The sequence below is a fragment of the Neisseria weixii genome, from assembly GCF_002327085.1.
Lineage (GTDB): Bacteria > Pseudomonadota > Gammaproteobacteria > Burkholderiales > Neisseriaceae > Neisseria > Neisseria weixii.
Window position 1 is genome coordinate 357,963 of sequence record NZ_CP023429.1, and the last position, 22,157, is coordinate 380,119.

At 48.7% G+C, this 22,157-nt stretch carries 22 protein-coding genes and 7 pseudogenes; 16 read left to right on the forward strand and 13 right to left on the reverse strand.

Going from position 1 to position 22,157, the window contains the following annotated elements; translation table 11 throughout:
• Positions 1–144: 144 nt before the first annotated feature.
• Positions 145–777, reverse strand: a complete 633-nt coding sequence (locus CGZ65_RS01880) for an MBL fold metallo-hydrolase (protein ID WP_096294600.1) — start codon at positions 775–777, stop codon at positions 145–147.
• Positions 778–877: 100 nt separating this feature from the next.
• Between CGZ65_RS01880 and CGZ65_RS01885 the strand changes: the two are divergent.
• From CGZ65_RS01885 to CGZ65_RS01905, 6 genes and pseudogenes are all read left to right on the forward strand, one after another.
• Positions 878–1,692 (forward strand): annotated as a pseudogene (locus CGZ65_RS01885) (DNA ligase).
• 121 nt (positions 1,693–1,813) lie between these two features.
• On the forward strand, positions 1,814–2,038 hold the full coding sequence (locus CGZ65_RS01890; RefSeq protein ID WP_096294601.1) for a hypothetical protein: 225 nt from the start codon (positions 1,814–1,816) through the stop codon (positions 2,036–2,038).
• Positions 2,039–2,047: 9 nt separating this feature from the next.
• Positions 2,048–2,143, forward strand: a pseudogene (locus tag CGZ65_RS15025) (IS1595 family transposase); the annotation flags it as partial.
• A gap of 371 nt (positions 2,144–2,514) precedes the next feature.
• Positions 2,515–3,027 (forward strand): outer membrane protein assembly factor BamE, encoded by a 513-nt coding sequence (locus CGZ65_RS01895; protein ID WP_096294602.1) that lies wholly within the window; start codon positions 2,515–2,517, stop codon positions 3,025–3,027.
• An 89-nt stretch (positions 3,028–3,116) separates the two neighbouring features.
• Entirely contained in the window at positions 3,117–3,467 is a 351-nt protein-coding gene (locus CGZ65_RS01900) for a murein L,D-transpeptidase (RefSeq protein WP_232507568.1), read from the forward strand.
• Positions 3,468–3,859: 392 nt separating this feature from the next.
• Positions 3,860–4,353, forward strand: a pseudogene (locus tag CGZ65_RS01905) (DUF2478 domain-containing protein).
• Between the two features lie 68 nt (positions 4,354–4,421).
• Here the strand turns inward: CGZ65_RS01905 and fabF are convergent.
• From fabF to CGZ65_RS01920, 3 genes and pseudogenes are all read right to left on the reverse strand, one after another.
• Positions 4,422–5,668 (reverse strand): annotated as a pseudogene (gene fabF, locus CGZ65_RS01910) (beta-ketoacyl-ACP synthase II).
• Positions 5,669–5,833: 165 nt separating this feature from the next.
• Complete coding sequence (gene acpP / locus CGZ65_RS01915; RefSeq protein WP_047759914.1) at positions 5,834–6,070, reverse strand: acyl carrier protein; 237 nt, start codon at positions 6,068–6,070, stop codon at positions 5,834–5,836.
• 256 nt (positions 6,071–6,326) lie between these two features.
• Positions 6,327–8,366, reverse strand: a complete 2,040-nt coding sequence (locus CGZ65_RS01920) for a prolyl oligopeptidase family serine peptidase (RefSeq protein ID WP_096294605.1) — start codon at positions 8,364–8,366, stop codon at positions 6,327–6,329.
• 310 nt (positions 8,367–8,676) lie between these two features.
• Here CGZ65_RS01920 and CGZ65_RS01925 point away from each other — a divergent pair, with 310 nt between their 5' ends.
• The 4 genes from CGZ65_RS01925 to ptsP all read left to right on the forward strand — a co-directional run bounded on the left by CGZ65_RS01925 (position 8,677) and on the right by ptsP (position 11,923).
• On the forward strand, positions 8,677–9,237 hold the full coding sequence (locus tag CGZ65_RS01925) for a hypoxanthine-guanine phosphoribosyltransferase (protein WP_096294606.1): 561 nt from the start codon (positions 8,677–8,679) through the stop codon (positions 9,235–9,237).
• A 122-nt stretch (positions 9,238–9,359) separates the two neighbouring features.
• Complete coding sequence (locus CGZ65_RS01930) at positions 9,360–9,800, forward strand: PTS sugar transporter subunit IIA (RefSeq protein WP_096294607.1); 441 nt, start codon at positions 9,360–9,362, stop codon at positions 9,798–9,800.
• A 100-nt stretch (positions 9,801–9,900) separates the two neighbouring features.
• Complete coding sequence (locus tag CGZ65_RS01935; protein ID WP_096294608.1) at positions 9,901–10,170, forward strand: HPr family phosphocarrier protein; 270 nt, start codon at positions 9,901–9,903, stop codon at positions 10,168–10,170.
• A 1-nt stretch (position 10,171) separates the two neighbouring features.
• Positions 10,172–11,923 carry a phosphoenolpyruvate--protein phosphotransferase gene (gene ptsP, locus CGZ65_RS01940; protein WP_096294609.1) on the forward strand — a complete coding sequence of 584 codons (1,752 nt, stop codon included), beginning with the start codon at positions 10,172–10,174 and terminating at the stop codon, positions 11,921–11,923.
• Between the two features lie 135 nt (positions 11,924–12,058).
• Here the strand turns inward: ptsP and CGZ65_RS01945 are convergent.
• Positions 12,059–12,357: pseudogene (locus CGZ65_RS01945) on the reverse strand (transposase); the annotation flags it as partial.
• Between CGZ65_RS01945 and CGZ65_RS12645 the strand changes: the two are divergent.
• Both CGZ65_RS12645 and CGZ65_RS15030 read left to right on the forward strand, forming a co-directional pair.
• The gene (locus tag CGZ65_RS12645; RefSeq protein WP_123804288.1) at positions 12,332–12,523 is read left to right on the forward strand and encodes a hypothetical protein; all 192 of its coding nucleotides are present in this window, start codon (positions 12,332–12,334) and stop codon (positions 12,521–12,523) included. The pseudogene CGZ65_RS01945 and the gene CGZ65_RS12645 overlap by 26 nt on opposite strands.
• Complete coding sequence (locus CGZ65_RS15030; protein WP_096294610.1) at positions 12,490–12,681, forward strand: IS3 family transposase; 192 nt, start codon at positions 12,490–12,492, stop codon at positions 12,679–12,681. The genes CGZ65_RS12645 and CGZ65_RS15030 overlap by 34 nt, the downstream gene beginning before the upstream one ends.
• Positions 12,682–12,819: 138 nt before the next feature.
• Here the strand turns inward: CGZ65_RS15030 and plsX are convergent, their stop codons facing one another.
• The 4 genes and pseudogenes from plsX to CGZ65_RS01970 form a co-directional block, all read right to left on the reverse strand.
• A complete protein-coding gene (gene plsX / locus CGZ65_RS01955; protein ID WP_096294611.1) occupies positions 12,820–13,893 on the reverse strand; it encodes a phosphate acyltransferase PlsX in 1,074 nt (357 codons plus the stop codon).
• A 141-nt stretch (positions 13,894–14,034) separates the two neighbouring features.
• Positions 14,035–14,561, reverse strand: a pseudogene (locus tag CGZ65_RS01960) (phosphoribosyltransferase).
• Between the two features lie 139 nt (positions 14,562–14,700).
• Positions 14,701–14,880, reverse strand: coding sequence for a 50S ribosomal protein L32 (gene rpmF, locus CGZ65_RS01965; protein ID WP_095503301.1), 180 nt, complete (start codon positions 14,878–14,880; stop codon positions 14,701–14,703).
• Positions 14,881–14,914: 34 nt separating this feature from the next.
• Complete coding sequence (locus tag CGZ65_RS01970; RefSeq protein WP_096296063.1) at positions 14,915–15,415, reverse strand: YceD family protein; 501 nt, start codon at positions 15,413–15,415, stop codon at positions 14,915–14,917.
• Between the two features lie 53 nt (positions 15,416–15,468).
• Between CGZ65_RS01970 and CGZ65_RS01975 the strand changes: the two genes are divergently transcribed.
• The 3 genes and pseudogenes from CGZ65_RS01975 (at position 15,469) to CGZ65_RS01985 (ending at position 17,380) form a co-directional block, all read left to right on the forward strand.
• Positions 15,469–16,059, forward strand: coding sequence for a Maf family protein (locus CGZ65_RS01975; RefSeq protein ID WP_096294612.1), 591 nt, complete (start codon positions 15,469–15,471; stop codon positions 16,057–16,059).
• A gap of 67 nt (positions 16,060–16,126) precedes the next feature.
• Positions 16,127–16,844: pseudogene (locus CGZ65_RS01980) on the forward strand (SAM-dependent methyltransferase).
• 215 nt (positions 16,845–17,059) lie between these two features.
• Positions 17,060–17,380, forward strand: a complete 321-nt coding sequence (locus CGZ65_RS01985) for a hypothetical protein (RefSeq protein ID WP_123804283.1) — start codon at positions 17,060–17,062, stop codon at positions 17,378–17,380.
• Positions 17,381–17,578: 198 nt separating this feature from the next.
• Here CGZ65_RS01985 and yidC read toward each other — a convergent pair whose 3' ends face one another.
• The 4 genes from yidC to rpmH form a co-directional block, all read right to left on the reverse strand.
• Complete coding sequence (gene yidC, locus CGZ65_RS01990) at positions 17,579–19,219, reverse strand: membrane protein insertase YidC (protein ID WP_096294614.1); 1,641 nt, start codon at positions 19,217–19,219, stop codon at positions 17,579–17,581.
• Positions 19,220–19,443: 224 nt separating this feature from the next.
• On the reverse strand, positions 19,444–19,665 hold the full coding sequence (gene yidD / locus CGZ65_RS01995) for a membrane protein insertion efficiency factor YidD (protein ID WP_096294615.1): 222 nt from the start codon (positions 19,663–19,665) through the stop codon (positions 19,444–19,446).
• A complete protein-coding gene (gene rnpA / locus CGZ65_RS02000; RefSeq protein WP_096294616.1) occupies positions 19,662–20,006 on the reverse strand; it encodes a ribonuclease P protein component in 345 nt (114 codons plus the stop codon). The genes yidD and rnpA overlap by 4 nt, the downstream gene beginning before the upstream one ends.
• A 2-nt stretch (positions 20,007–20,008) precedes the next feature.
• Complete coding sequence (gene rpmH / locus CGZ65_RS02005; protein ID WP_002214728.1) at positions 20,009–20,143, reverse strand: 50S ribosomal protein L34; 135 nt, start codon at positions 20,141–20,143, stop codon at positions 20,009–20,011.
• Between the two features lie 371 nt (positions 20,144–20,514).
• Between rpmH and dnaA the strand changes: the two genes are divergently transcribed.
• Entirely contained in the window at positions 20,515–22,074 is a 1,560-nt protein-coding gene (gene dnaA / locus CGZ65_RS02010; protein ID WP_096294617.1) for a chromosomal replication initiator protein DnaA, read from the forward strand.
• The last annotated feature ends 83 nt before the right edge of the window (positions 22,075–22,157 follow it).

Consider the following 22,157-nt stretch of genomic DNA (forward strand, 5'->3'; position numbering starts at 1 on the left):
TTCCTTAAATGTTTTGTTGTAGAAACTACGCATGTTTGCGAATTTAATAACCATACTACATGAGGCCTTTTTATTTGCAACAGCGAATTTCATTAAATTAATGAGTTTTTACAGAGTCCATCATAAAACATACTAAAGTTGAAATTAAAGAAACGGATTATGTTGTTTTTCATGTGAAATAGTCGTCAATCTGCCGTGTCCGGGTACAACTTGAGTTTCAGGCGGCAATACCAAAAGCTTACTGCGGATATTATTAATTAAATCTTCATGATTACCTCTCGGGAAGTCTGTGCGACCGATTGTCTCGTAAAACAATACATCGCCCGCAATCAGCAGATTTTCCGAAGCGCAATAAAACACCACATGCCCCGGAGTGTGGCCGGGAATATGCAATACCGTAAATTCATATCGGCCGACTGTTAAAGTCTCGCCCTCGTTCAACCAACGGGTCGGCACTACCGCAGGCGAAACAGGAAATCCAAATTGCGGCGTGGTTTGTGGCAAGGCTTGCAACAAAAATTCGTCTTCTTTATGCGGCCCGATCACTGGAACAGGGTATTGCTTCACAAATTCATCCACTCCGCCGGCATGGTCCAAATGGCCGTGCGTGAGCCAGATTTCTTTAATGGTGAGCCTTTTTTCCGCAACCTGCTGCAACAAAAACGGTACATCCCCACCCACATCCGTCAAAACCGCTTCATGAGTTTCATCATCCCACAACAACGAACAATTCTGACGAAAAGGCGTGACCGCCATAATCTCAACCTGTAAGGCCATGATTTGATTCCTTCCCGGCCGTCATATATATTTTCAGACGGCCTATTGGTGTAATACAATATAGTTTCTTAAATTATTATAATAAACGGAAATAAAAGCCATGAGACTTATCATACCCATTTTCGCCGCGCTTTTCATCTCAAGCCCATTGTTAGCCGCCGATTTATTACTGGCACAAGAATACAAAAACCAAAATATCCAAGGTTGGGCAATGAGCGAAAAGCTTGACGGTGTGCGCGCCTTTTGGAACGGCAAACAGCTCATCAGCCGACAAGGTCACGCGTTTACACCGCCTGCCGATTATACCCGCCACTTTCCACCTTATCCCCTGGATGGCGAACTATTCAGCGCACGCGGGCAGTTCGAGCAAATTTCCGCTACCGTACGTTCGACTTCGGGCGATTGGCAAAATATTAAACTGCATGTGTTCGATGTACCCAAAGCCAGTGGCAACCTCTATCAGCGGCTTGATATCGCCAAACAGTGGCTGCAACTGTACCCGACTGCCCCCATTACCGTGATTGAACAAATCCCGTAGAAAATACCCAACATGCCTACGATTTTCTCAAGTATATTGAAGCCCAAGGCGGCGAAGGCGTGATGTTGCGCAACCCTGAACAAACCTACACCGGCGGACGCAGCAGTCAGCTTTTAAAGCTTAAAAGCCAACACGATGCCGAATGTACCGTTACCCGACATTATGAAGGCAAAGGTAAAAATCAAGGCCGGCTCGGCGCCATCGGCTGCCGCAATCAGTACGGTGAATTCCGGATCGGCAGCGGGTTTAAAGATATCGAGCGCGACCATCCGCCACCCATCGGCGCAACGATTACCTACCGCTACCGTGGATTTACACAAAAAGGTACACCGCGCTTCGCGACTTTTGTGCGGATTCGCGATGATAAGTTAAAATAAATAAAAAGGCCGTCTGAAAGATTACTCATTCTTTATTGGTAAACAAGCTTTCAGACGGCCTATTATCCAAGAGGCTGAGGAAGCAAAATCACCAAATATAGCGATTAATTTCTGATATGGAATGAAAAAGTACGCCCAAAGCCTCAACAAAATTACCGAGCCTGAATTCCGCCAAATCCTGCAACTTTTCGCCTTGCATTTAACTGCTTCCAAAGCAACGCTACAAAAGGTTATTAGCGGCCGTCGTAGCTCGATTGAGGCCATCTCAATACTGATGGATGGCGCGGTTGTCGAGGGTTGGTCGGCATGGAATTTGTATTGCCAAGTATCGACCCGCATAATGTAACGGTATAGCAAGCATACGTTTTACCGGCCCCTAAAAGAAACCGAATTCGGCTTCAATTGCCGGCATGATGATTCGTACAAAGTGCTGTTGAGAAGGTTGCGCTAGAGCCGCTTAAAATAAATTTTGCTTCCTTAAATATGGCATGGGAATTGCATGTTATATTTAAGAGGAAATAAGGTATTTTCAATAAAGTAGTTAAATTTTAAATAAAACAATACTTAACAGTAAAATACGTAATAAAAAATATTTTCGGCATCAAAATGATGCGACTGATGTTTTGGGGTATTGTTGAATGAAATGGTTACAAAGTGACAATTAATGTCAGTTTTTGACGACGTTGAAAATGTGGCACTTTGGGCAATCAGGATTGAAAAATGCCATGTAGCCACTTGTTAAGTAAGCGGCAGCAGCGTAGTGCCGGAATCAATTAATGCCGTCTGAAAAAGGCGGTTCGGGAAATCAAAAAGGATTATGTTATGAAAACTAATCAAATCGTTAAAATCGGTTTGTCATTGTTGGCAACCGGCTTATTGGCAGCATGTGCGGCCAAGAGCGATATTACGCCGGAAGGTACCACCGATAACCCGGTGTTCCCTAAACCGTATTCATTGACTTTCAATAACGACCGCGGTACGTTCCCGGCTTGGGATGAATTAGACCAAATGCGCCCAGGTTTGACCAAAGACGACATCTACAAAATCTTGGGGCGCCCGCATTACAATGAAGGGATGGTTGGCGTGCGTGAATGGGATTACCTGTTTCATTTCTATACCCCGGGCGTAGGCGTGGATCCTGACAACACTTCAGGCGTAGAAGGAATCACTACTTGTCAATACAAAGTAATCTATGATAAAAACAAATTTGCGCGCAGCTTCTACTGGAATCCTGTATTCCCTAAAGATGCTGCCTGCCCGCCGCCTGCATCTAAAGCAGAGCCGCAAGTGATTATCCGCGAAGTGGAAACCACGTCGCAACGCATCCGTCAGTAATAGGATATAGTTTGAAAAAATTTTGGTTAACTACGGCCTTGTTGTTGGGCTTAAACACGTTTGCCAGTGCCGATGCAGTCAGCGATTACATGAAGCGTAAGAAGGTCATTGTGGATACCGCCAAAGCCGAATTGTGCTTTGCCGATGATAAACAATGCCATCCTGTGCTTATCGGTAAAACCACGCCTAAAGGTACTTTTCCTATGACCATCATGGCCACGAAAAAATCGGGCTATGGCGGAGAGGTGATTGGTTTTAAAGAAGAGCGCGATTTCTTGTTTGCATTACACCGCGTTTGGTTGGGCAAACCTTCTGAGCGCCGTATGGAGCGCATCGCTTCGCCATTGGTGGCCGATCGTGTCATGACTAATGGTTGCATTAATGTTACGGACAAGGTGTATGAAAAATTACGCCATTATTTCACGTTAGAAGTGATTTAAGCGAATAGGCCGTCTGAAAAGGATGTTGGGAAACTGATATCCTTTTTTATTTTTGGGTAAAGGAATTGACCGTTTGGAAATGAGATATGGTATTCAGACGGCCTGAGACCTTTGCAAAACTCCCTGAAAAACCACTTTACCAAGAATCGGCGTCATTTCCGCGCAGGCATCCATTTTTGAACATGGCAAACTATTGAATAAAATAAGTTTCTGAAATTTTAAGATGGCTTCCCGCCTGCGCGGGAATGACGGCTGTTATGGTTTTTATTGGTGGTCCATGAGGTTCTGCAAAGGTTTCGGCCTTGAGAAAAGCTTGCCACTGAGGCAGAGTTGGCATAAGCTTTTATCCGTTTATAACCGGAGATAAAACCATGAAACCGATTGCCGTGCTGATGTATCAAGGTGAAGGAACCTGCGAATTACAAGTCTTGTGGCAGGCGGTGGGGCATTGGCAGCGGCATGGATTAAAAGTAGCGGGTTTATTGAATCCTTTGGATGAAAACAACCAAAAATTACGTGAACGTGTACAATCTTTAACGGATAGCAGGGTGTATACCATTATGTATGACCAAGGCTGCACCACCGAGGCTTGTCTGCTTGATCCGCGTGGTTTGGCGGCCTCTTCTGAAGTTATCCGAGAAGCTTTGCAAACGCCGCCCGATATTCTGGTGTTTAATAAATTCGGCCATGCCGAAAGTGAAAACAGCGGCTTGATTGACGAATATGCGCAAGCCATCGGCAGGGTATTCCCGTGATTTCGTTGTTGCAAGATAAATATCTGTCTGATTGGCGCACGTTTACCGATGGTATGGGGGAAGAGCTATTCGGCTTAGAAGAGGTTTTGGCATGGAGTGAGTGTCAAAATCAACGGCATAAAGTAGATTGATTGGGATTTAACCATATAAAAAAGCCGTCTGAACAATATTGTTCAGACGGCTTTTCAAATAAAACCAATCAACCTTCAAATTTTTTGAATACCAATGTGCCGTTGGTGCCGCCGAAGCCGAAAGAGTTGGAAATGGCAACATTAATGTTCAAGTCGCGCGCTTCGTTGGCGCAATAGTCTAAATCGCAGCCTGCTTCGATGTCTTGATCTTCCAAATTGATGGTTGGTGGCGATTTTTGATCGTGAATCGCCATGATGCTGTACACGGCTTCCACGCCGCCGGCTGCGCCCAGCAAGTGGCCGGTCATGGATTTGGTTGAGTTCACCACCACATTTTTAGCATGTTCGCCCAAAGCCAGTTTCAGTGCTTTGGTTTCATTGGCATCACCCAACGGGTAGAAGTGCCGTGTGCGTTGACATAATTCACATCGCTTACGTTCAGGCCGGCATCTTTTAATGCGCGGGTTACGGCCAGAGCAGGACCTTCTTCGTTTGGTGCGGTGATGTGGTAGGCGTCCGAGCTCATGCCGAAGCCGACGATCTCGGCGTAGATTTTCGCGCCGCGTTTTTTGGCATGTTCCAATTCTTCCAATACCAACACACCGGCACCTTCGGCAATCACGAAACCGTCACGGCCTTTGTCCCACGGGCGGGAAGCTGCTGTAGGGTCGTTATTGCGGGTCGACAAAGCCTTCATGGCCGCAAAGCCGCCAACGCTCAATAAATTGATAGAGCCTTCCGCGCCGCCTGCTACCATTACGTCGGCATCGCCGTATTTAATCAAACGCGCTGCATCGCCGATAGAGTGTGCACCGGTGGTACACGCCGAGACCATGCCGTATGAAGGGCCGCGGTAGCCCTTCAAAATGGTGACATGACCGGAAATCAGGTTAATCAGCGAGCCCGGAATAAAGAACGGATTAATCTTGCGCGCACCACCTTCTTGCACCGCAATACCGGTGGCCTCAATGCTCGGCATGCCGCCGATGCCTGAACCGATATTTACGCCGATGCGGTCTTTGTCTAAATCTGGGGTATCGTCCAAGCCTGCGTCCCGAATGGCTTGCAGGGCGGCGGCCAAGCCGTAGTGGATAAAGGCATCCATGCGGCGGGCTTCTTTGGCACTGATGTATTCGCTGATGTCGAAATCGCGCACTTCGCCGGCAATTTGGCTGTTGATTTCGGATGCGTCAAAGCGGGTAATCATGCCGATGCCGCTTTTGCCTGCGAGCAGGTTGCTCCATGCGGTGGCGGCGTCGTTGCCGACCGGTGATACTTGGCCGAGGCCTGTAATGACTACTCTTCGTTGACTCATGATAATCTCGCTGTCGTTAATCGGGATTGGTGGACGGTAAGGCTGAAATGCCTGATAGGCCGTCTGAAAATTAGAATTTTTCTCTAATTTTGAGCATATCTAATAAGGTAAAAGCCCCTGTATGCGGAATCGCAGCAGAGGCCGGCGTGTTGGTGAGACTACGGATTAGCCGTTGTGGGCAGTGATGTAGTCGATAGCCAATTGTACGGTGGTGATTTTTTCGGCTTCTTCGTCAGGGATTTCGCAACCGAAAGCTTCTTCTAAAGCCATTACCAGTTCAACGGTGTCCAATGAGTCTGCGCCCAAATCGTCTTGGAAAGATGATTCGTTTTTCACTTCGGCTTCATTCACGCCCAGTTGTTCAGCAACAATTTTTTTAACTTGTTGTTCGATATTTGACATGTCAGTCGTTCCTTATATGCCTTGCGGCGGGTTTGAAAAAATAAATCGGATGTATTGTACCGAATTCGTTTAGAGTTTTCCATCTAAAAATGCGCTTTCTGCATTCTCAGGGAATGCTTTCGTTACGCTGCATATTATCATAGGCTGTTTTTATCCTACAAGCAGCATTTTGTTTTTGTTTGTTATCAAAGGGTTAATCAGAACCATTTTGCTTCGGCATACCGTTTGCAGGCCGTCTGAACGGGAATTTTGCCGTTCAGACGGCTTTTTTCACTAAAAAACAGTTTAAAAACGCCAGAATACAGGCCAATTCATCAGCGGAATCCTGTTGTGTGCTGTTACCCGTGTGGCCGCCGTTGTCGGGGCAATACAGCCATGATTGCGGGCTTTTTTGACGCAATTTGGCATAAAACTTCAACGCGTGGGCGGGATGGACGCGGTCGTCACTCAAGCTGGTGGTGATTAAGGCCGGCGGATAGTGGCGGCCGTCTGAAAGATTGTGGTAGGGCGAGTGCTGCTGCCAGTAACCGCGGCAGATGTCGTATTTTTGCGTATTGCCGTATTCGTCTGTCCAGCTTGAACCGGCCGATAATAAAGGATAGCGCAACATATCGGTCAGCGGCATTTCGCACACCATCGCGCCGAAGCTTTGCGGCTGGCGTACAAAGGCAGATGCCACTACCAAGCCGCCATTGCTGCCCCCTTGCAGGGCGATGTGTGGGGGCGAACTCAAACCGCGGCGGCTCAAATCGTCAACGATGGCGAGTAAATCGTCAGTGCTTTTGTGTTTGTGCAAACCTTGCGCCGCTTGGTGCCAATGAGGACCGAATTCGCCGCCGCCGCGCACGTTGGCCAATACAAACGCATGGCCTTGTTCCAGCCAATATTTACCGATGCTGCCCAAATAATGCGGCAATTCGGGCACACCGAAGCCGCCGTACACATACACTAAGGTCGGTGTCTGCGATGAGAGGCCGTCTGAAACATTTTTACTGACATGATAATAAGGAATCTGTGTGCCGTCTGCAGAGCTTGTCCAAAACTGCTGTACTTGAATGCCGGCGGCGGCAAACTGCTGCGGCTGGCGACGCATGACGGTGAGTTCCATTACGTTCAAATCCAAGGCATACAGCGTCAGCGGCGTGGTGAAATCGCTGGCAGCCAAATACACCACATCGCCGCCCCACGGCTGGTCAGTCATTTCCAATGTGCCCATCGGCAGGCGGGGCAATTCGATTTCCTGCCACGCACCATCGGCAAAACGCCATGCTTTCAGACGGCCTTGCACGTTTTCCAACGTACTGGCCACCACAAAACGCTTGGTTGTTTCCACGCTTTCCAAGGCTTGCGTCTCATTGGGTGCGAACAGCAATTGCGCCGCGCCGAGTTCGCCTTTGTGCAGCTTTACTGCCAACAGGCTGCCGCTCGGGTAGCTTTGGTTGGCACGGAGCCAGTCTTTACGCAGGGTCAGCATCAAATGGCCGGACAAATATCCGACCACATCACAATCTTCCGGCAAATTCAAAGGCTTGGCTTCACCTTGTGCGGAAACCTGCCAATAGGTTTTGGTGTAAAACCCTTGCGAGGCTTCGATTAAATCAATCGGCGAACCTTGCGGGTCGAGATAACGCCAAGCATTGACCATCATGCCGTCGCGGTCGATTTGGAAAACCGGCGTGCTTTCTTCAAAACTTTGCCCGCGCTCGACCAGCCACACTTCGCGCGGATAGCCTGCTTGTGTGAGTTGGCGGTCGTCCCATGCAGGGCAAACCCATACGCTGTTTTCATCGCGCCATGAAATGTGGTTTTTACCGGCCGGAAAGTGAAAACCGCCGTTTACCAGCGTACCGGCAGCCAAATCCATTTCCAAGGTATAGGCTGCATCTCCACCGGCGCGACTCAAGGTCAGCAAGGCCAGATTCGGTTTTTCGACCAAATGCGAGATGCCGCCGAGGTAAACGTCATCGCCCAAAATCTCATCGAAATCGGCCACTGAAAACAAGATTTCCCATTCCGGATAACCTGATCGATACGTCGCAGCGGTACAAACACGGTACACGCCTTTTGGGTATTCCGCGTCTTGATGGAAATGGTACATGCGCGCACGGTGCTCTTGGCAAAACGGGATTTGGCGCGTGTCCTGCATTTGCGCCAAAATGCCGTCTGAAAGCGTGCGTGAAGTATCGTTTTCCATAAAACGTGCTTGGGTTTCATTGTGCGCTTTGGCGGCGAAATCTTGCGTGGCGGGAGATTCAAGGTTTTCGAAATGTTGGAACGGGTCGGAATGCTGCGTCATGGCGGATAGGCCGTCTGAAAAAGGAAAGGGGGCATATTATAGCGCAAAGGTTTGACCAAAAGTTTTCGGCAGACAGAGGCCTTTGCCAAATCTTCATCTTTGGCACATTTCTTCGTTATGCGCTGCTCGAAAACTTGCCTGTCTTCATGATAGGTCTTCGCTTTCTGCGCTGATCTAACTTCAAACCGTACTCAAGTCTGAAGTTTTGCGAAGATCTCAGCCTAGATGGTGATCGCGCATTGCGATATTTTAGCCGCCGTTTTAAGCCTGCTGTTATAATTAAATTTTAGATTTTGCGCGGTACAGACAAATGGATCTCGAAACCAAACGCCATCAAACTCAAACCATGCTCGACAACGCTGAATTGTTGTTCAGCCAAGAAGAATGCCAAGCTGCGCTGCAGAAAGTGGCCGGCGGCATAACCCGCGATTTGGGCGATAAATATCCGCTGTTGCTGCCTGTGATGGGTGGGGCGGTGGTGTTTACCGGCCAATTATTGCCGTTACTGCGCTTTCCGCTGGACTTTGATTATGTGCATGTTTCGCGCTACGGCGACAAATTGCAGGGCGGTAATTTCAATTGGAAACGCATGCCCGATGCCGAGCAAATCCGCGGCCGTCATGTGGTGGTGTTGGACGACATTCTCGATGAAGGCCACACCATGCATGCGATTCAGGAAAAGCTGTTGGAAATGGGGGCGGCAAGCTGTCGTGCGGCGGTGTTTGCCAATAAATTAATCGACAAAGAAAAGCCAACCAAAGGTGATTACGTCGGCTTGGATGTGCCCAACCGCTATGTTTTCGGCTACGGCATGGACGCGGCCGGCTGCTGGCGCAATTTGGGCGAAATTTACGCTTTGAAGCAGGATTAATCAGCAGGCCGTCTGAACAATAAAGTAAAGCTACGCCAAGAAACATTCAGACGGCCTTGTTTATTCAGGCATCTGCAACCATCTCAACACCATAAAAACCTTATTTCATTTCAGGAACGCAAATGATTGGCTTGCTTATCATTACTCACGAAACCATAGGTGAAGCCTACCGTGGTTTGACACATCATTTTTTTCCGCAAGGCAGTCCTGAAAACGTCCATATTTTGGGCGCGCAGCCGAACGAAGACCAAGACGACCTGATTAACCGCGCGATTTCCATGATTCAGGAGTTTTCGGAAGATTGTCACGGCGTATTGATTATGACCGATATTTTTGGCGCGACCCCGTGTAACGCCGCCCGCCGCATGGTACGAGAAGGCAAATCCGCGATCCTCACCGGCCTGAATGCGCCGATGATAATTAAAGCCGTGCAATACGCACCGGCTGCCACCGACCTGACTGCGTTTACCGAAACAGTGAAAGAAGCGGCGATTCGCGGCATTTTTGCCATCACGGCGGCACCGGACGATTTGATGTGTAAAAAAGCGGCAGAGGACATCTGAAACTGAGTCAGACTCGCCGCCATGAATGGATTTTTTCAGACGGCCTGAGCCAACAGGCCGTCTGATAGTGTATGAATAAAAAGCAAAATCAGGAAAAACCATGCTCAAGCAAGAAATCGAAATCATCAACAAATTGGGTTTACACGCGCGTGCGTCGAGCAAATTCACCCAAACCGCATCACGCTTTCAAAGCGAAATCTGGGTCAGCAAAAACGGCAGCCGTGTCAACGGCAAAAGCATTATGGGTTTGATGATGCTGGCAGCCGCCAAAGGCAGCGTGATTGAAATTGAAGTTGACGGCAGCGACGAAGCTGCCGCCATGCAGGCTCTGACCGATTTGATCAATGATTACTTCGGCGAAGGCGAATAATATGAGTATTATGCTATACGGCGTGGCGGCGGGCAAAGGTATAGCCATCGGTCATGCGCACTTGGTGTCACGCGGCAGCACCGAAGTGCCGCAGTACGACATCGATCCGGAAAACATCGAAGCGGAAGTGGCACGATTTGATGCGGCGGTGAAAGCCACGCGTAAAGAATTGGAGCAGCTGCGCAACGCCATTCCTGAAAACGCGCCGACCGAATTGGGCGCGTTCATCTCGCTGCATTTGATGCTGCTCACCGATGTGACGCTTTCACGCGAGCCGGTCGATTTGTTGCGCGCGCAAAACATCAATGCTGAATGGGCACTGAAACAGCAAAGCGACAAACTTGCCGCCCAATTTGACGAAATGGAGGATGCCTACCTGCGCGAACGCAAGCAGGATATGCTGCAAGTGGTGCAGCGCATTCACAATCATTTGGTCGGTCAGAGCAACGAATTGAATTTGGCCAATAACCCGTTTGAAGACACCATTCTGATTGCGCATGATCTGTCGCCGGCCGATACTGTTTTGTTTAAAGAACAACACATTACCGCGTTTGTTACCGATGCCGGCGGTCCGACCAGCCACACCGCCATTTTAGGCCGCAGCTTGGATATTCCATCGGTTATTGGTCTGCACAACGCCCGCAAGCTGATTACCGAAAATGAAATCGTCATTGTTGACGGCATCAACGGTATTTTGCTGATTAACCCCGATGACGTGGTGCTGGCGGAATACCGCCGCTTGGAGCGCGAATACCGCAGCCATAAGCGCGAGTTGAACAAACTCAAGAAAACCGCCGCCACCACCGCCGACGGCATCAACATTGAATTGCTCGCCAACATCGAGTCCGCCGAAGACATCAAGGCTTTACACAATATCGGTGCCGACGGTGTAGGCTTGTTCCGCAGCGAATTTCTCTATCTCAACCGCGAAAACATGCCGTCTGAAGACGAGCAATACGAAGTCTATAGCGGGATTGTGAAAAAGCTCAAAGGCAAGAACCTCACCATCCGCACCGTTGATTTGGGCGTGGACAAAAATCCCCGTTGGTTCGGCCAAAACGCCACGCCCAACGGCAGCCTGAATCCCGCATTGGGTTTAACCGGCATCCGCTTGTGCTTGGCCGAGCCGGTGATGTTCCGCACGCAGATGCGCGCGATTTTACGTGCCGCCCAGCACGGCCCCGTGCGCATGATGTGGCCGATGGTTACATCGCTATCCGAAGTGCGCCAATGTCTGATTCACTTGGAGACGGCGCAGAAACAATTGACCGAACGCGGTGAAGCGTTCGGTGAAGTCAGCATCGGCTGCATGATTGAAATTCCGTCTGCGGCGATGACGGTCGGCAGCATTCTGAAAATGGTCGATTTTATTTCCATCGGCACCAATGACTTGATTCAATACGTGTTGTCGGTCGACCGCGGCGACGAGGCCGTCAGCCACCTTTACCAGCCGAGCCATCCGGCAGTGTTGAAAATGATTCAGCACATCATCCGTACCGCCAACCGCATAGACAAAAGTGTCTCCGTGTGCGGCGAAATGGCCGGCGACACAGCCTTCACCCGCGTGCTGCTCGGCATGGGCTTACGCCGTTTTTCCATGAACACCAATAATCTTTTGGATGTGAAAAACATTATTTTGAAAAGCGACACCAATCAGTTGGAATACCCGATTGCCAAATTGATGCGTAACGATGATCCGGAAAAATCGGAAAAGTTGTTGAAAAAATTAAATCAGATTCCGAGCGAAGAATAAAAACAGGCCGAGGCCTTTACAAAACCTTGCTATAATCAAAAAAAGCTTACTTAGGTAACTCAGTAAGCTTTTTTCCAATATTAAATATTCTGTAGTTCTCGATCATTGCCTACTTTTTGAGCCTCTTTCCCCTTTTCAGACAGCAGACACACGAAGCCTATTGGCCGCTTTTGGCAGGTTGATACCAATCGCCTTCAAATGACTTTGTGCAGTGACGTTCAATAAACCAAAATAAGCCGCACGGTGATAGCGGAATTTACGGTGCAGCGTACCGAAGCTCTGTTCCATCACATAGCGCGTTTTCGACAATTGTTTATTTCTTGTTTTATCTTCTTCTGTTAACGGGCGGCCTCGGTGCCTTACGCATAATGCCGTCTGAAAGCCTTTTATGTTGCAGTAAGTGTTTGATTGGCTTTACTGTCATATCCTTTCTCAGGCCGTCTGAAAGGCCAAACGCCGCTGCTGCATTCCGACCAAGGTGTGCTTTACCGCAACGGTGCTTATCGAACGAAACTGGCTGAGAAAGGGATTGTGCAAAGTATGTCGCGCAAAGGCACGCTGGGACAATGCGCCGATGGAGCGTTTTTTTCGATACACTGAAAACGGAGAGCTTCCATCAAGAAGGTACGTTATCGGTGGCAGAATTGACTAGAGTGATAGATGATTACATACATTACTATAATCATAAACGGATTAGTTTGAATTTAAAAAAGCTGAGTCCTGCGGCTTACAGAACCCAGCTTGAAAAGGCTGTTTGAGAAAGATTTTTCACTTGTCCAAGAATTGGGGGCAGTTCATGGATTTCAGACGGCCTTTTGTACAGAATTTTGGTGATTCATGCTTTAAATTCTGCTAAGACACTTTCGTTCCGTCTGAATTTAAAGATGCTACGCCGATTAAGGTGTACTGATATGGGAAGCGCCGCTGTCCAAGGCTTCTTGTTCGCGTACTTCTTCCAAGGCGGCTAATTGTTCGGCCACACCTTGTTCGATTTTAGCTAAGCTGGCGAATTTGGCTTCGTGATAGGCTTCTTCCAGTGCATACATAAAGCCGACTTCATCAGTACCGCCGTGGCTTTTGATAACCACACCGCGCAAGCCTAAAAAAATCGCGCCGTTGAATTTACGCGGATCGAGCTTGGCTTTCATGCCTTTGAGTGCTGGCAGGGCAGTAATGGCCGCCAGTTTATTAAACACATTGCGGCTGAATTCCTGCTTGATTTCGCCGCTCATGAATTTCACTGCGCCTTCAATGGTTTTCAGCATAATGTTGCCGACAAAACCATCGGCCACGACCACATCTACTTGATCGTTGAATACACCGTTTCCTTCAATATTGCCGATAAAATTCAATTTACTGTTTTTGAGCAGCTTAAAGGTTTGCTTGACTGTTTCCGTACCTTTGATGTCTTCTGTGCCGACATTGAGTAAACCGACGCGCGGTTGGCCTTTCTCCGGATACATGGCCTGCACCAATTCGCTGCCAATCACGGCAAATTGGGTAAGCTGGTCGGCGCTACAATCTACGTTGGCACCCAAATCCAGCATCAGTGTGAAATGGTTGGTATTGCTGGAAGGCATAAATTTGGCGATGGCAGGGCGCTCAATACCGGGTATGGTTTTGAGCACGAAGCGGGCAGTTGCCATCAGTGCGCCGGTGTTGCCGGCAGATACGGCAGCTTGTGCGTTGCCTTCTTTTACTTGATTGATGGCTACGCGCATGGATGAATCTTTTTTGTTTTTCAGTGCCAGTTGTGGCGCTTCATCCATTTCAACCACTTGACTGGCTGGGATGATGCTGATGCGATCCATTGGTGCATTGGCAGATTTTAATGCTTGCTGAAGGCCAACTTCATCGCCGACCATCATTAAATGCACATTGGACTGCTTTTTCAAAAAAGCAATGGCACCTGGTACGGTAACCGTTAAGCCGGCGTCACCGCCCATGGCATCTACGGCTAATGTAATCATGTTGTTCTCCGTTTTGTGTTTCAGACGGCTTGATTGGGGGTGAGACTGTCTGAAAACAGAAATGTCGTGAATAAGCGACATTTCTTAAGAAAGGATTGTGCTGTTTGATATAATTGTATTTGGCAGCAATTTATCGAAATATCAACCGCGGTTTTGTACGGCCAATTGGTTATGCTCGTCGATATCTAGCGCATCCCATGGGTAGTTGATCCACCAGTCTTCTACGGTAATACCGCTGAAGTAAGGGATATTTTCCGGTAGTTTGCCGACTTTGGTTTTGATTTTTCATGCAACACGGCCACACCGATGGTGTTGAAATCTTCTTTCTGCAATTCGGTCAGGCAAAATTCCATGGTTACGCGGCTGTCGTCCACTTCGTCAACAACCAACACATTTTTGCCTTTTAAGGCTTCCGGCAAAGGGTCGAACCATTGCACTTTTTTCACTTCTTCGGTCACTTGGCCTTGGTTGTCGCTGTCGTAATAGGCAGTGGTGACGGCGTAAATCGGGATTTCCAAAAAGCAGCGCAACATACGGGCAGGAATAAAGCCGCCGCCGCCGATGGCAATCATGGCATCGTATTTAACGCCGGAATTTTGGATTTTTTCAGCTAAGCCTTTGATCACGCGATGAATATCATCGTATGTATACCAGATTTTCTGAGTCATTTTAACGTCCCGATAGAGAAAATGTGACGAATAAACGGCGGTTTGCGTTTTAGCGTTACCGCCATCCATATCAGAGATGTAACGTAAAAAAGCCAGCATTGCAGGGCAATATTCTGGCTTTTTCAGTCAGTCGAATAAATTATTCGCCTTTGGCTTTAACTACTTTGCGACCACGGTACATTCCGTTAGGTGAAATGTGGTGTGGGCGGTGTACTTCGCCGGTGTTGCTGTCAACAGACAGGGCAGGTGCGGTCAATGCATCGTGTGAACGGTGCATACCGCGTTTAGAAGGGGATTTTTTATTTTGTTGAACGGCCATTTCAAGCTCCTAGATAAATAATACTGTGTCCTAATTAACTGTTTTTCAAACATTTTAAAACAGCGAAAGGGTTGGGTTTGTCCTGATTGACGTGTTCCAGAGAGACATTGCTACAGTCTTCGTGACGCGGTGAAAATGGTAAAGCCATCAGGATTTGGTCTTCAACCAGTTCTCTAATATCAAGCGATTTGGTGATCAGCATGCCTTCTAATTCCTCATCGGAAAGCATGGCATCATCCAAATGCTCGTCATCGGCAAACAAAACAATACGGCTGGTCTCGTTGAGTTCGAACGGCATAGGCTTCACGCAGCGCTGGCAAAACAGCGGCATATCGGCGCTTACCGTCAAGTCAAGAAACAGTCGCTGCAGGCGGTCGCGTCCGCCTTGCAGCGTAAACCAAACTTTGGTTTGCTTGTCAGCCGGATATTCGTGCGACCAAACACGTTCGTCCAACTCATTGAGCAGGAAACTGCCTCGCAGATGCTGCTTTTCGGCGGCGAAAACTTCTGGGTCAATCAAATTAGGGTCTAACATAAACGGGGTATGATATAATTTCGGCAGTCTAACGTCAATATTTTTAAGCAAAAATGAGTGAAAAATTGCCATTAATTTTAGGGTCGAGATCGGTATTCCGTCGTGAGCAGTTGGTGCGATTGGGTTTGGTTTTTCAGACGGCCTCCCCGGATATTGATGAAACACCGATCGAAGGGGAGCACGCGCAAAGCACCGCCTTACGGTTGGCCGCAGGCAAAGCGCGCTCGTTGGTGGCGCAATTTCCGAACGCGCTGATTATCGGTGCCGACCAGGTAGCCTGGTGCAATCAGTGTCAATTGGGCAAACCGATGAACGTGGCGAATGCACAACAAATGCTGACCGCACTCAGCGGTAAGCACATAGAATTTTACAGCGCAATCGTGCTTTTGAACACCGTTTCCGGCCGTATGCAGCAGCACGTCGACCACACAGTCGTTACCATGCGCGAATTAACCGAGATGCAAATCCGCCGTTATCTTGAGCGGGAACCCGATGCCGTGTATTGCGCAGGTGCGGCCAAAAGCGAAGGTTTGGGCGCGGCTTTGTTGGCAAAAATCGACAGCACCGATCCTAATGCGCTCATCGGTCTGCCGATTTTCCGCCTGATTGATTTTTTAAACAATGAAGGGGTGGAAGTGTTGTAAAGCTGTCTGAAAAGATGATGAAGCCATCTGAAAAATTCAGGCGGCCTGTTTGAATAGAAAGTAAATCATGTCCCCCGTTTTATACCTGATTCCTACCCCTTAGGCGCACCGGATACACCGTGTTTGCTGCCGCAAGAGCAAGCGCAGATTATCGGCCTGACCGATTTTGTCGTGGAAGCGGAGAAAACCGCGCGCGCGCATTTGAAACATTTAGGTGTAACCACGCCTATCCGTGAGCTGAACCTGCAAACCCTCAACGAACACACAGATTTGAAAACGCTGCCCGAGCTGCTCAAACCCTTACAGGAAGGCCGCAGTATGGGCGTTGTCAGCGAAGCCGGTTGCCCGGCAGTGGCGGATCCGGGCGCGAACTTGGTGGCATTGGCGCATAAACACGGCTTTGAGGTACGGCCGCTGATTGGGCCGTCGAGCTTATTATTGGCCTTGATGGCTTCGGGGCAAACGGGCAAAATTTTGCTTTTAAAGGCTATCTGCCGTCTGAAAAAAGCGAGCGCATTGAAGCCTTGAAAGCCTTAGAAAAACGCAGCCGCAGCCAAAACGAAACCCAGCTTTTCATCGAAACTCCATACCGCAATGATGCCTTACTCGGCGATATACTAGATAACCTGCATGCCGAAACACGCCTGTGTATCGCTTGCGATTTAACCCTGCCGACACAAACCATCATTAGCAAAACGGTAGCTGATTGGAAAAAAATGGGCGAATTACCAAATTTGAAAAAGCGGCCAACGATATTTGTGTTGCATGCGGGACAGGCCGTCTGAAAGCTTGTATTGGTTGTGATGTTTTCAGACGGGGCGGGACCTTTGCAAAACCCTGGATTTGAGTGTGGCTTAAAGTGGTAGCAGCACATAAAGCGAAGACATATCATGAAGATAGGTAAGATTTTGAGCAGCACACAACAAAGAAATGTACCAAAATAGGGATTTTACAAAGGTCTCGGCCTAAGACTTCAGAAACAGGATAAGGAATGCTTAATATGAGAACAAGAAATTATTTGTGTATTCTGCTGCTGGGCTCTGCTTCATTTGCCCATGCTGCCGATCATTTAATTTTCTTCTGCACCAATGCGCAGGGCAAGCAAGTGCGCGTGACCGAGCAGGACGGGAAATTCCGTTATCAGTTTGGTAAACCTAAGCGTGCGGAATTGGTGTTTGAAAACGATAGGCAGGAAGCAATTGACCGTTCGCCGCGTTGGGGCGGTATCGGGCGTGATTTGTGGACGAATTTGGTGCTGCAAAACGGTGATTACCAATATATGCTGTTTTCGTCGATGGGACAGATTGTCGCCGCGTCATGATACGGCTTACGGGGTAACAGTGCATCGGTTGGTAAACGGTGAGGAGCAGTATGTGACACAGGTCAAATGCAGTAAGAAGCGTAAAATCGTGGTGAATTTTCCGGAAGAGGTATTTTAACCGACATTTGATTTTGGGTGAATTATACAAAAAAGGCCGTCTGAAAAATTGTTTTCAGACGGCCTTTGGTTTATTTCACATTAAGAAATCACTTCGCCTTGGGTGCGTTGCTTTTCAATGCTTTTGTTGATGTACCATTGTTGGGCGATGGTCAGCAAGTTGTTGACTACCCAGTACAGCACCAAACCGGAAGGGAAGAAGAAGAACATCACCGAGAAAATCAACGGCATGATCTTCATCATTTTGGCCTGCATAGGGTCGGTTGGCGGCGGGTTCAAATAGGTTTGGATGAACATGGTCGCGGTCATAATCAGCGGCAGGATAAACCAAGGGTCAGGACGGCTCAGGTCTTGAATCCAGCCCAGCCATGGTGCTTGGCGCAATTCTACCGAAGCAAACAACGCCCAATACAAACCGATGAACACGGGAATTTGCAACAGCATAGGCAGGCAGCCGCCCAGCGGGTTGATTTTCTCGTCTTTATACATCTGCATCATGGCTTGTTGCTGCGCCATGCGGTCGTCGCCGTATTTGTCTTTAATTGCTTGCAGCTTAGGCGCAACGGCGCGCATTTTCGCCATCGAGCGGTAAGAGGCGTTGGTCAGCGGATACAGCACAGCTTTGACGATGATGGTCAAGGCAACAATCGCCCACCCCCAGTTGCCAATCACGTCGTGCAGCTTGTTCAGCAGCCAGAATAGCGGTGAGGCGAACCAATGCACTTTGCCGTAGTCTTTGGCTAATTGCAGGTTGTCGGCTACTTGTACCAAAGTATCGGTAGTTTGCGGGCCGGCATACAGGTTCATCACGGCTTGGCTGGTGCCGTTGGCCGGAATTGTGGCTAAAGGCACGCTCACGCCGGCGCTGTAAAGATTGTCGTTACGGCGTTTCAGGTCGATTGTACAGTTGCCTTGGGCGCAGACGGTTTGGCCGCCTTTCGGTTGCAAAATCCAAGTGGCCATGAAGTGATGCTCAATCATACCCAGCCAGCCGGTTTTGGTTTGACGGGCGTATTCGGCTTCGTTTTTGCCGGATTTGGCATCGTCATCCAAGTCTGAAAAATCGACCTTTTGGAACTTCTCTTCAGGGGTGTATACCACTGGGCCGACATAAGAATGGGTGAAGTAGCCTTGGCCTTCCGGTTCGCTGCTGTCGCGCACGACATTGTAGTTGGCCGACAGATTGACCGGATGGCCGGTGCTGTTGGTAACGTCAAAGCGTACGTTTACCACGTAACTGTCTTTAGTGAAGGTGTACACTTTATCGACTTTCAGGCCATTGGTTTCCGGCGCGCTCAGACGTACTTCGACCTTGCCGCCGTTGAGCGTGTAGTCTTTTTGTGCGGCGGTAAAGCTGACACCTTTTAAGATATTATTGCCTTGCGCATCCAGCAGTTCGGACTGGGCAACGTAAGTGTATTCTTTGCTGTCGTTAAACAAAACGAAGTTTTTGCTTTCGTCACCGGTGGCTTGGTATTTCAACAAAGTCATTTGTCGCAAATCACCGCTTTTTTCATCGATTACAGCTTTCACGGTATCGGTGGTTACGGTAATCGGTGTGGCGGCGGTAAGCGCGGCTTCATTTTGGGCAACGGCTGCTTGCTGTTGCTGCTGGGCGGCTTGTTGTGCCGGTGTCGGTTTTGGTGATGGGAACAGTTTTTCCCAGCCCATCAAAATCAACAAGGCGATGGCAAAAAATGCCATAAGTCTTTTGAAATCCATAAAAATTCCCGGAATTGCTGGATAGGTAAGTTAAAGTGCTGAATATTGCTTCAGACGGCATTATATAGAAATCACTGAGAAATAAAAGGAAATCATGCCGATAAGCGATGATTTTCATGAAGATCGGTATGAGGAGAATCCCATATTTTCAGACGGCATCTATATAATGAGCGGTAAAACGGGAAGTAAAGTGAAAGAAAGAGAATCCCGTTTTATGTTGATGCTTAAGGCACGGGGTCGCGGCCGGAGCCGCCGAAAGGGTGGCAGCGGGCGATGCGTTTAAATGCCAACCAGCCGCCTTTAAGGGCGCCATGTTTCTGCACCGCTTCCACAGCATATTGCGAACAAGTCGGCGTGAAGCGGCACCGCGGTGGAATGAGCGGGCTGATGGCATATTGGTAAAACCGAATCAGCAGCAGCATCATTTTAGCCAAAGGCGAGTTCATCGGCGTTTCCGAATCATGAGTTGGGCGAGCTGGTCGCGGGCTTCGGGCGCATTGTCGCGCGTAAACAGGCGCCGGACCTGCACCACATAATCATGCGGCGGCAGTTGGCTGCGGTGACGGCGGAACCAATCGCGGATCACACGTTTCATGTAATTGCGTTTGTTGGCGCGTTTGGCGGTTTTCTTGCTGACCACCAAACCTAAGCGCGCATGACCCAAGCCGTTGTCACCGGATTGCGAAACATGCAGCAAATCGCGGCTTTTGCAGTTTCTCAACGCAAAAACGGATGAATAATCATCCGTTTTTAATAAGCGATACTGCTTGCCGAAACCGTAATTCAAGATTAAACAGCCAAGCGTTTGCGGCCTTTGGCGCGACGGGCAGCCAATACTGCGCGACCACCGCGGGTTTTAGAGCGAACCAAGAAACCGTGGGTGCGTTTGCGTTTGGTAACGGAAGGTTGATAAGTGCGTTTCATGTCTTTTCCTAAAAAATCGGTAGAATTAAACTGTGAATTACACCCCAATTTCAAGCTTTTGTCAATCAATATGGCGACTTCGTTTATTCGGGAGGCTGGAATGTGTTGGATTTAACATTCATTAGAAGTAAAGCCGGATTAGGGATATGTACGGTTAGTGCGATGAAGAAGGATAAAGCAGCCGATTGTGGATAAAAATTTGATGCGGTTGTGGATAAAATTCAGTATAATCGTTCAATCTGTATATGCTTACATAGATTTCAGGCCGTCTGAAAACAGTGTATTATCAAGCTGTTCCCTTTCTTTCAGACGGCCTTTGCTGTTTTCTGCACCTTTGTTTTCCCCAACTGTTTCACGATTTGAGCCATTCCATGACCTTAGCTGAATTTTGGCCGCAGTGCCTTTTGAGTCTGAATCTGACCTTACCCGCGCAACAATTCCAGCAATGGATTGCACCGTTGACCGTGGGCGAGGAAGGTGGGGTGTGGGTGGTGTATGGCAAAAACCAGTTTGCCGTCAATATGTTGAAAAACCAGTTTGCTGCCAAGATTGATGCCGTTCGTGCGCAATTGGTGCCGGAACAGGTTCCGCTGGTGTTTAAAGTCGGCGTAGGGCAGAGTTACATCATGGCGGCGCAGCACGATGCGCCTGCAGCAGAGAATCAAGCGGCGGAAGTGGCGGAAATTCCGGTACGGCAAGAAGTCAGCGCTGAAGCTGTTGAAGCGAATTTAGCCATGCTGTCTGAACAGGCTGTCAAGCCGACACCGAAAAAATCCGCTGCCGATATTTTAGCCGAACGTTTGAAAACTCTGCCGGAAAACAAAGCAATGCCAGAAGCAGCAGAAGACAAACCCGCGCCCGGCAAAATTAAGCAGGAAGTGCAGCGTGATGCAGAAGAAGCGCGTTATCAGACAACTAATTTATCGGCGGATTACACGTTTGATACTTTGGTGGAAGGTAAGGGCAACCGAATTGCCGCCGCCGCCGCGCAATCAATTGCGGAAAATCCGGGCCAAAGCTACAACCCGTTTTTCCTATACGGCAGCACCGGTTTGGGTAAAACCCACTTGGTGCAGGCCATCGGCAACGAATTGCTGAAAAACAAGCCCGATGCCAAAGTGCGCTACATGCATTCCGATGACTACATCCGCAGCTTTATGAATGCTGTGCGCTCGAATAGTTATGATGTGTTCAAGCAGCAATACAAGCAATACGATTTGCTGATTATCGACGATATTCAGTTCATAAAAGGCAAAGACCGAACGATGGAAGAGTTCTTCTATCTGTATAACCATTTTCATAATGAAAAGAAACAGTTAATCTTAACCTGCGACGTTTTGCCCGCCAAAATCGAAGACATGGATGACCGCCTGAAGTCGCGTTTCTCATGGGGTTTGACGCTGGAGCTCGAACCGCCCGAATTGGAAATGCGCGTGGCGATTTTGCAGAAAAAAGCCGAATCTGCCGGCGTAAACTTGACCGAAGAAGCGGCGTTTTTCATCGCCAACCTAATCCGTTCCAACGTGCGCGAGTTGGAAGGCGCGTTCAACCGCGTCAGCGCCAGCAGCCGCTTTATGAACAAGCCGATTGACATTGATTTGGCGCGCGACGCGTTGCAAGACATCATTGCTGTACGCCATAAAGTGATTACCGCCGATTTGATTATTGATGCCACTGCCAAATATTACCGCATCAAAATCAGCGACATTCTGGGTAAAAAACGCACGCGCAACATTGCCCGTCCGCGCCAAGTGGCGATGAGTCTGACCAAAGAACTCACCAACTTAAGCCTGCCGTCTATCGGCGATGCTTTCGGTGGGCGCGATCACACCACTGTAATGCACGGCGTGAAGGCGGTCGCGAAACTGCGCGAAGAGGATCCCGAGCTGGCGCAGGATTATGAGAAGCTGCTGATTATGATCCAGAACTGATGTTCAGGCTGCCCATAAAGGCTTTGAACCTCAGCTGAAACCGAAATAGCTGTAATGCATTTTTTCAGACGGCCTGATTAATA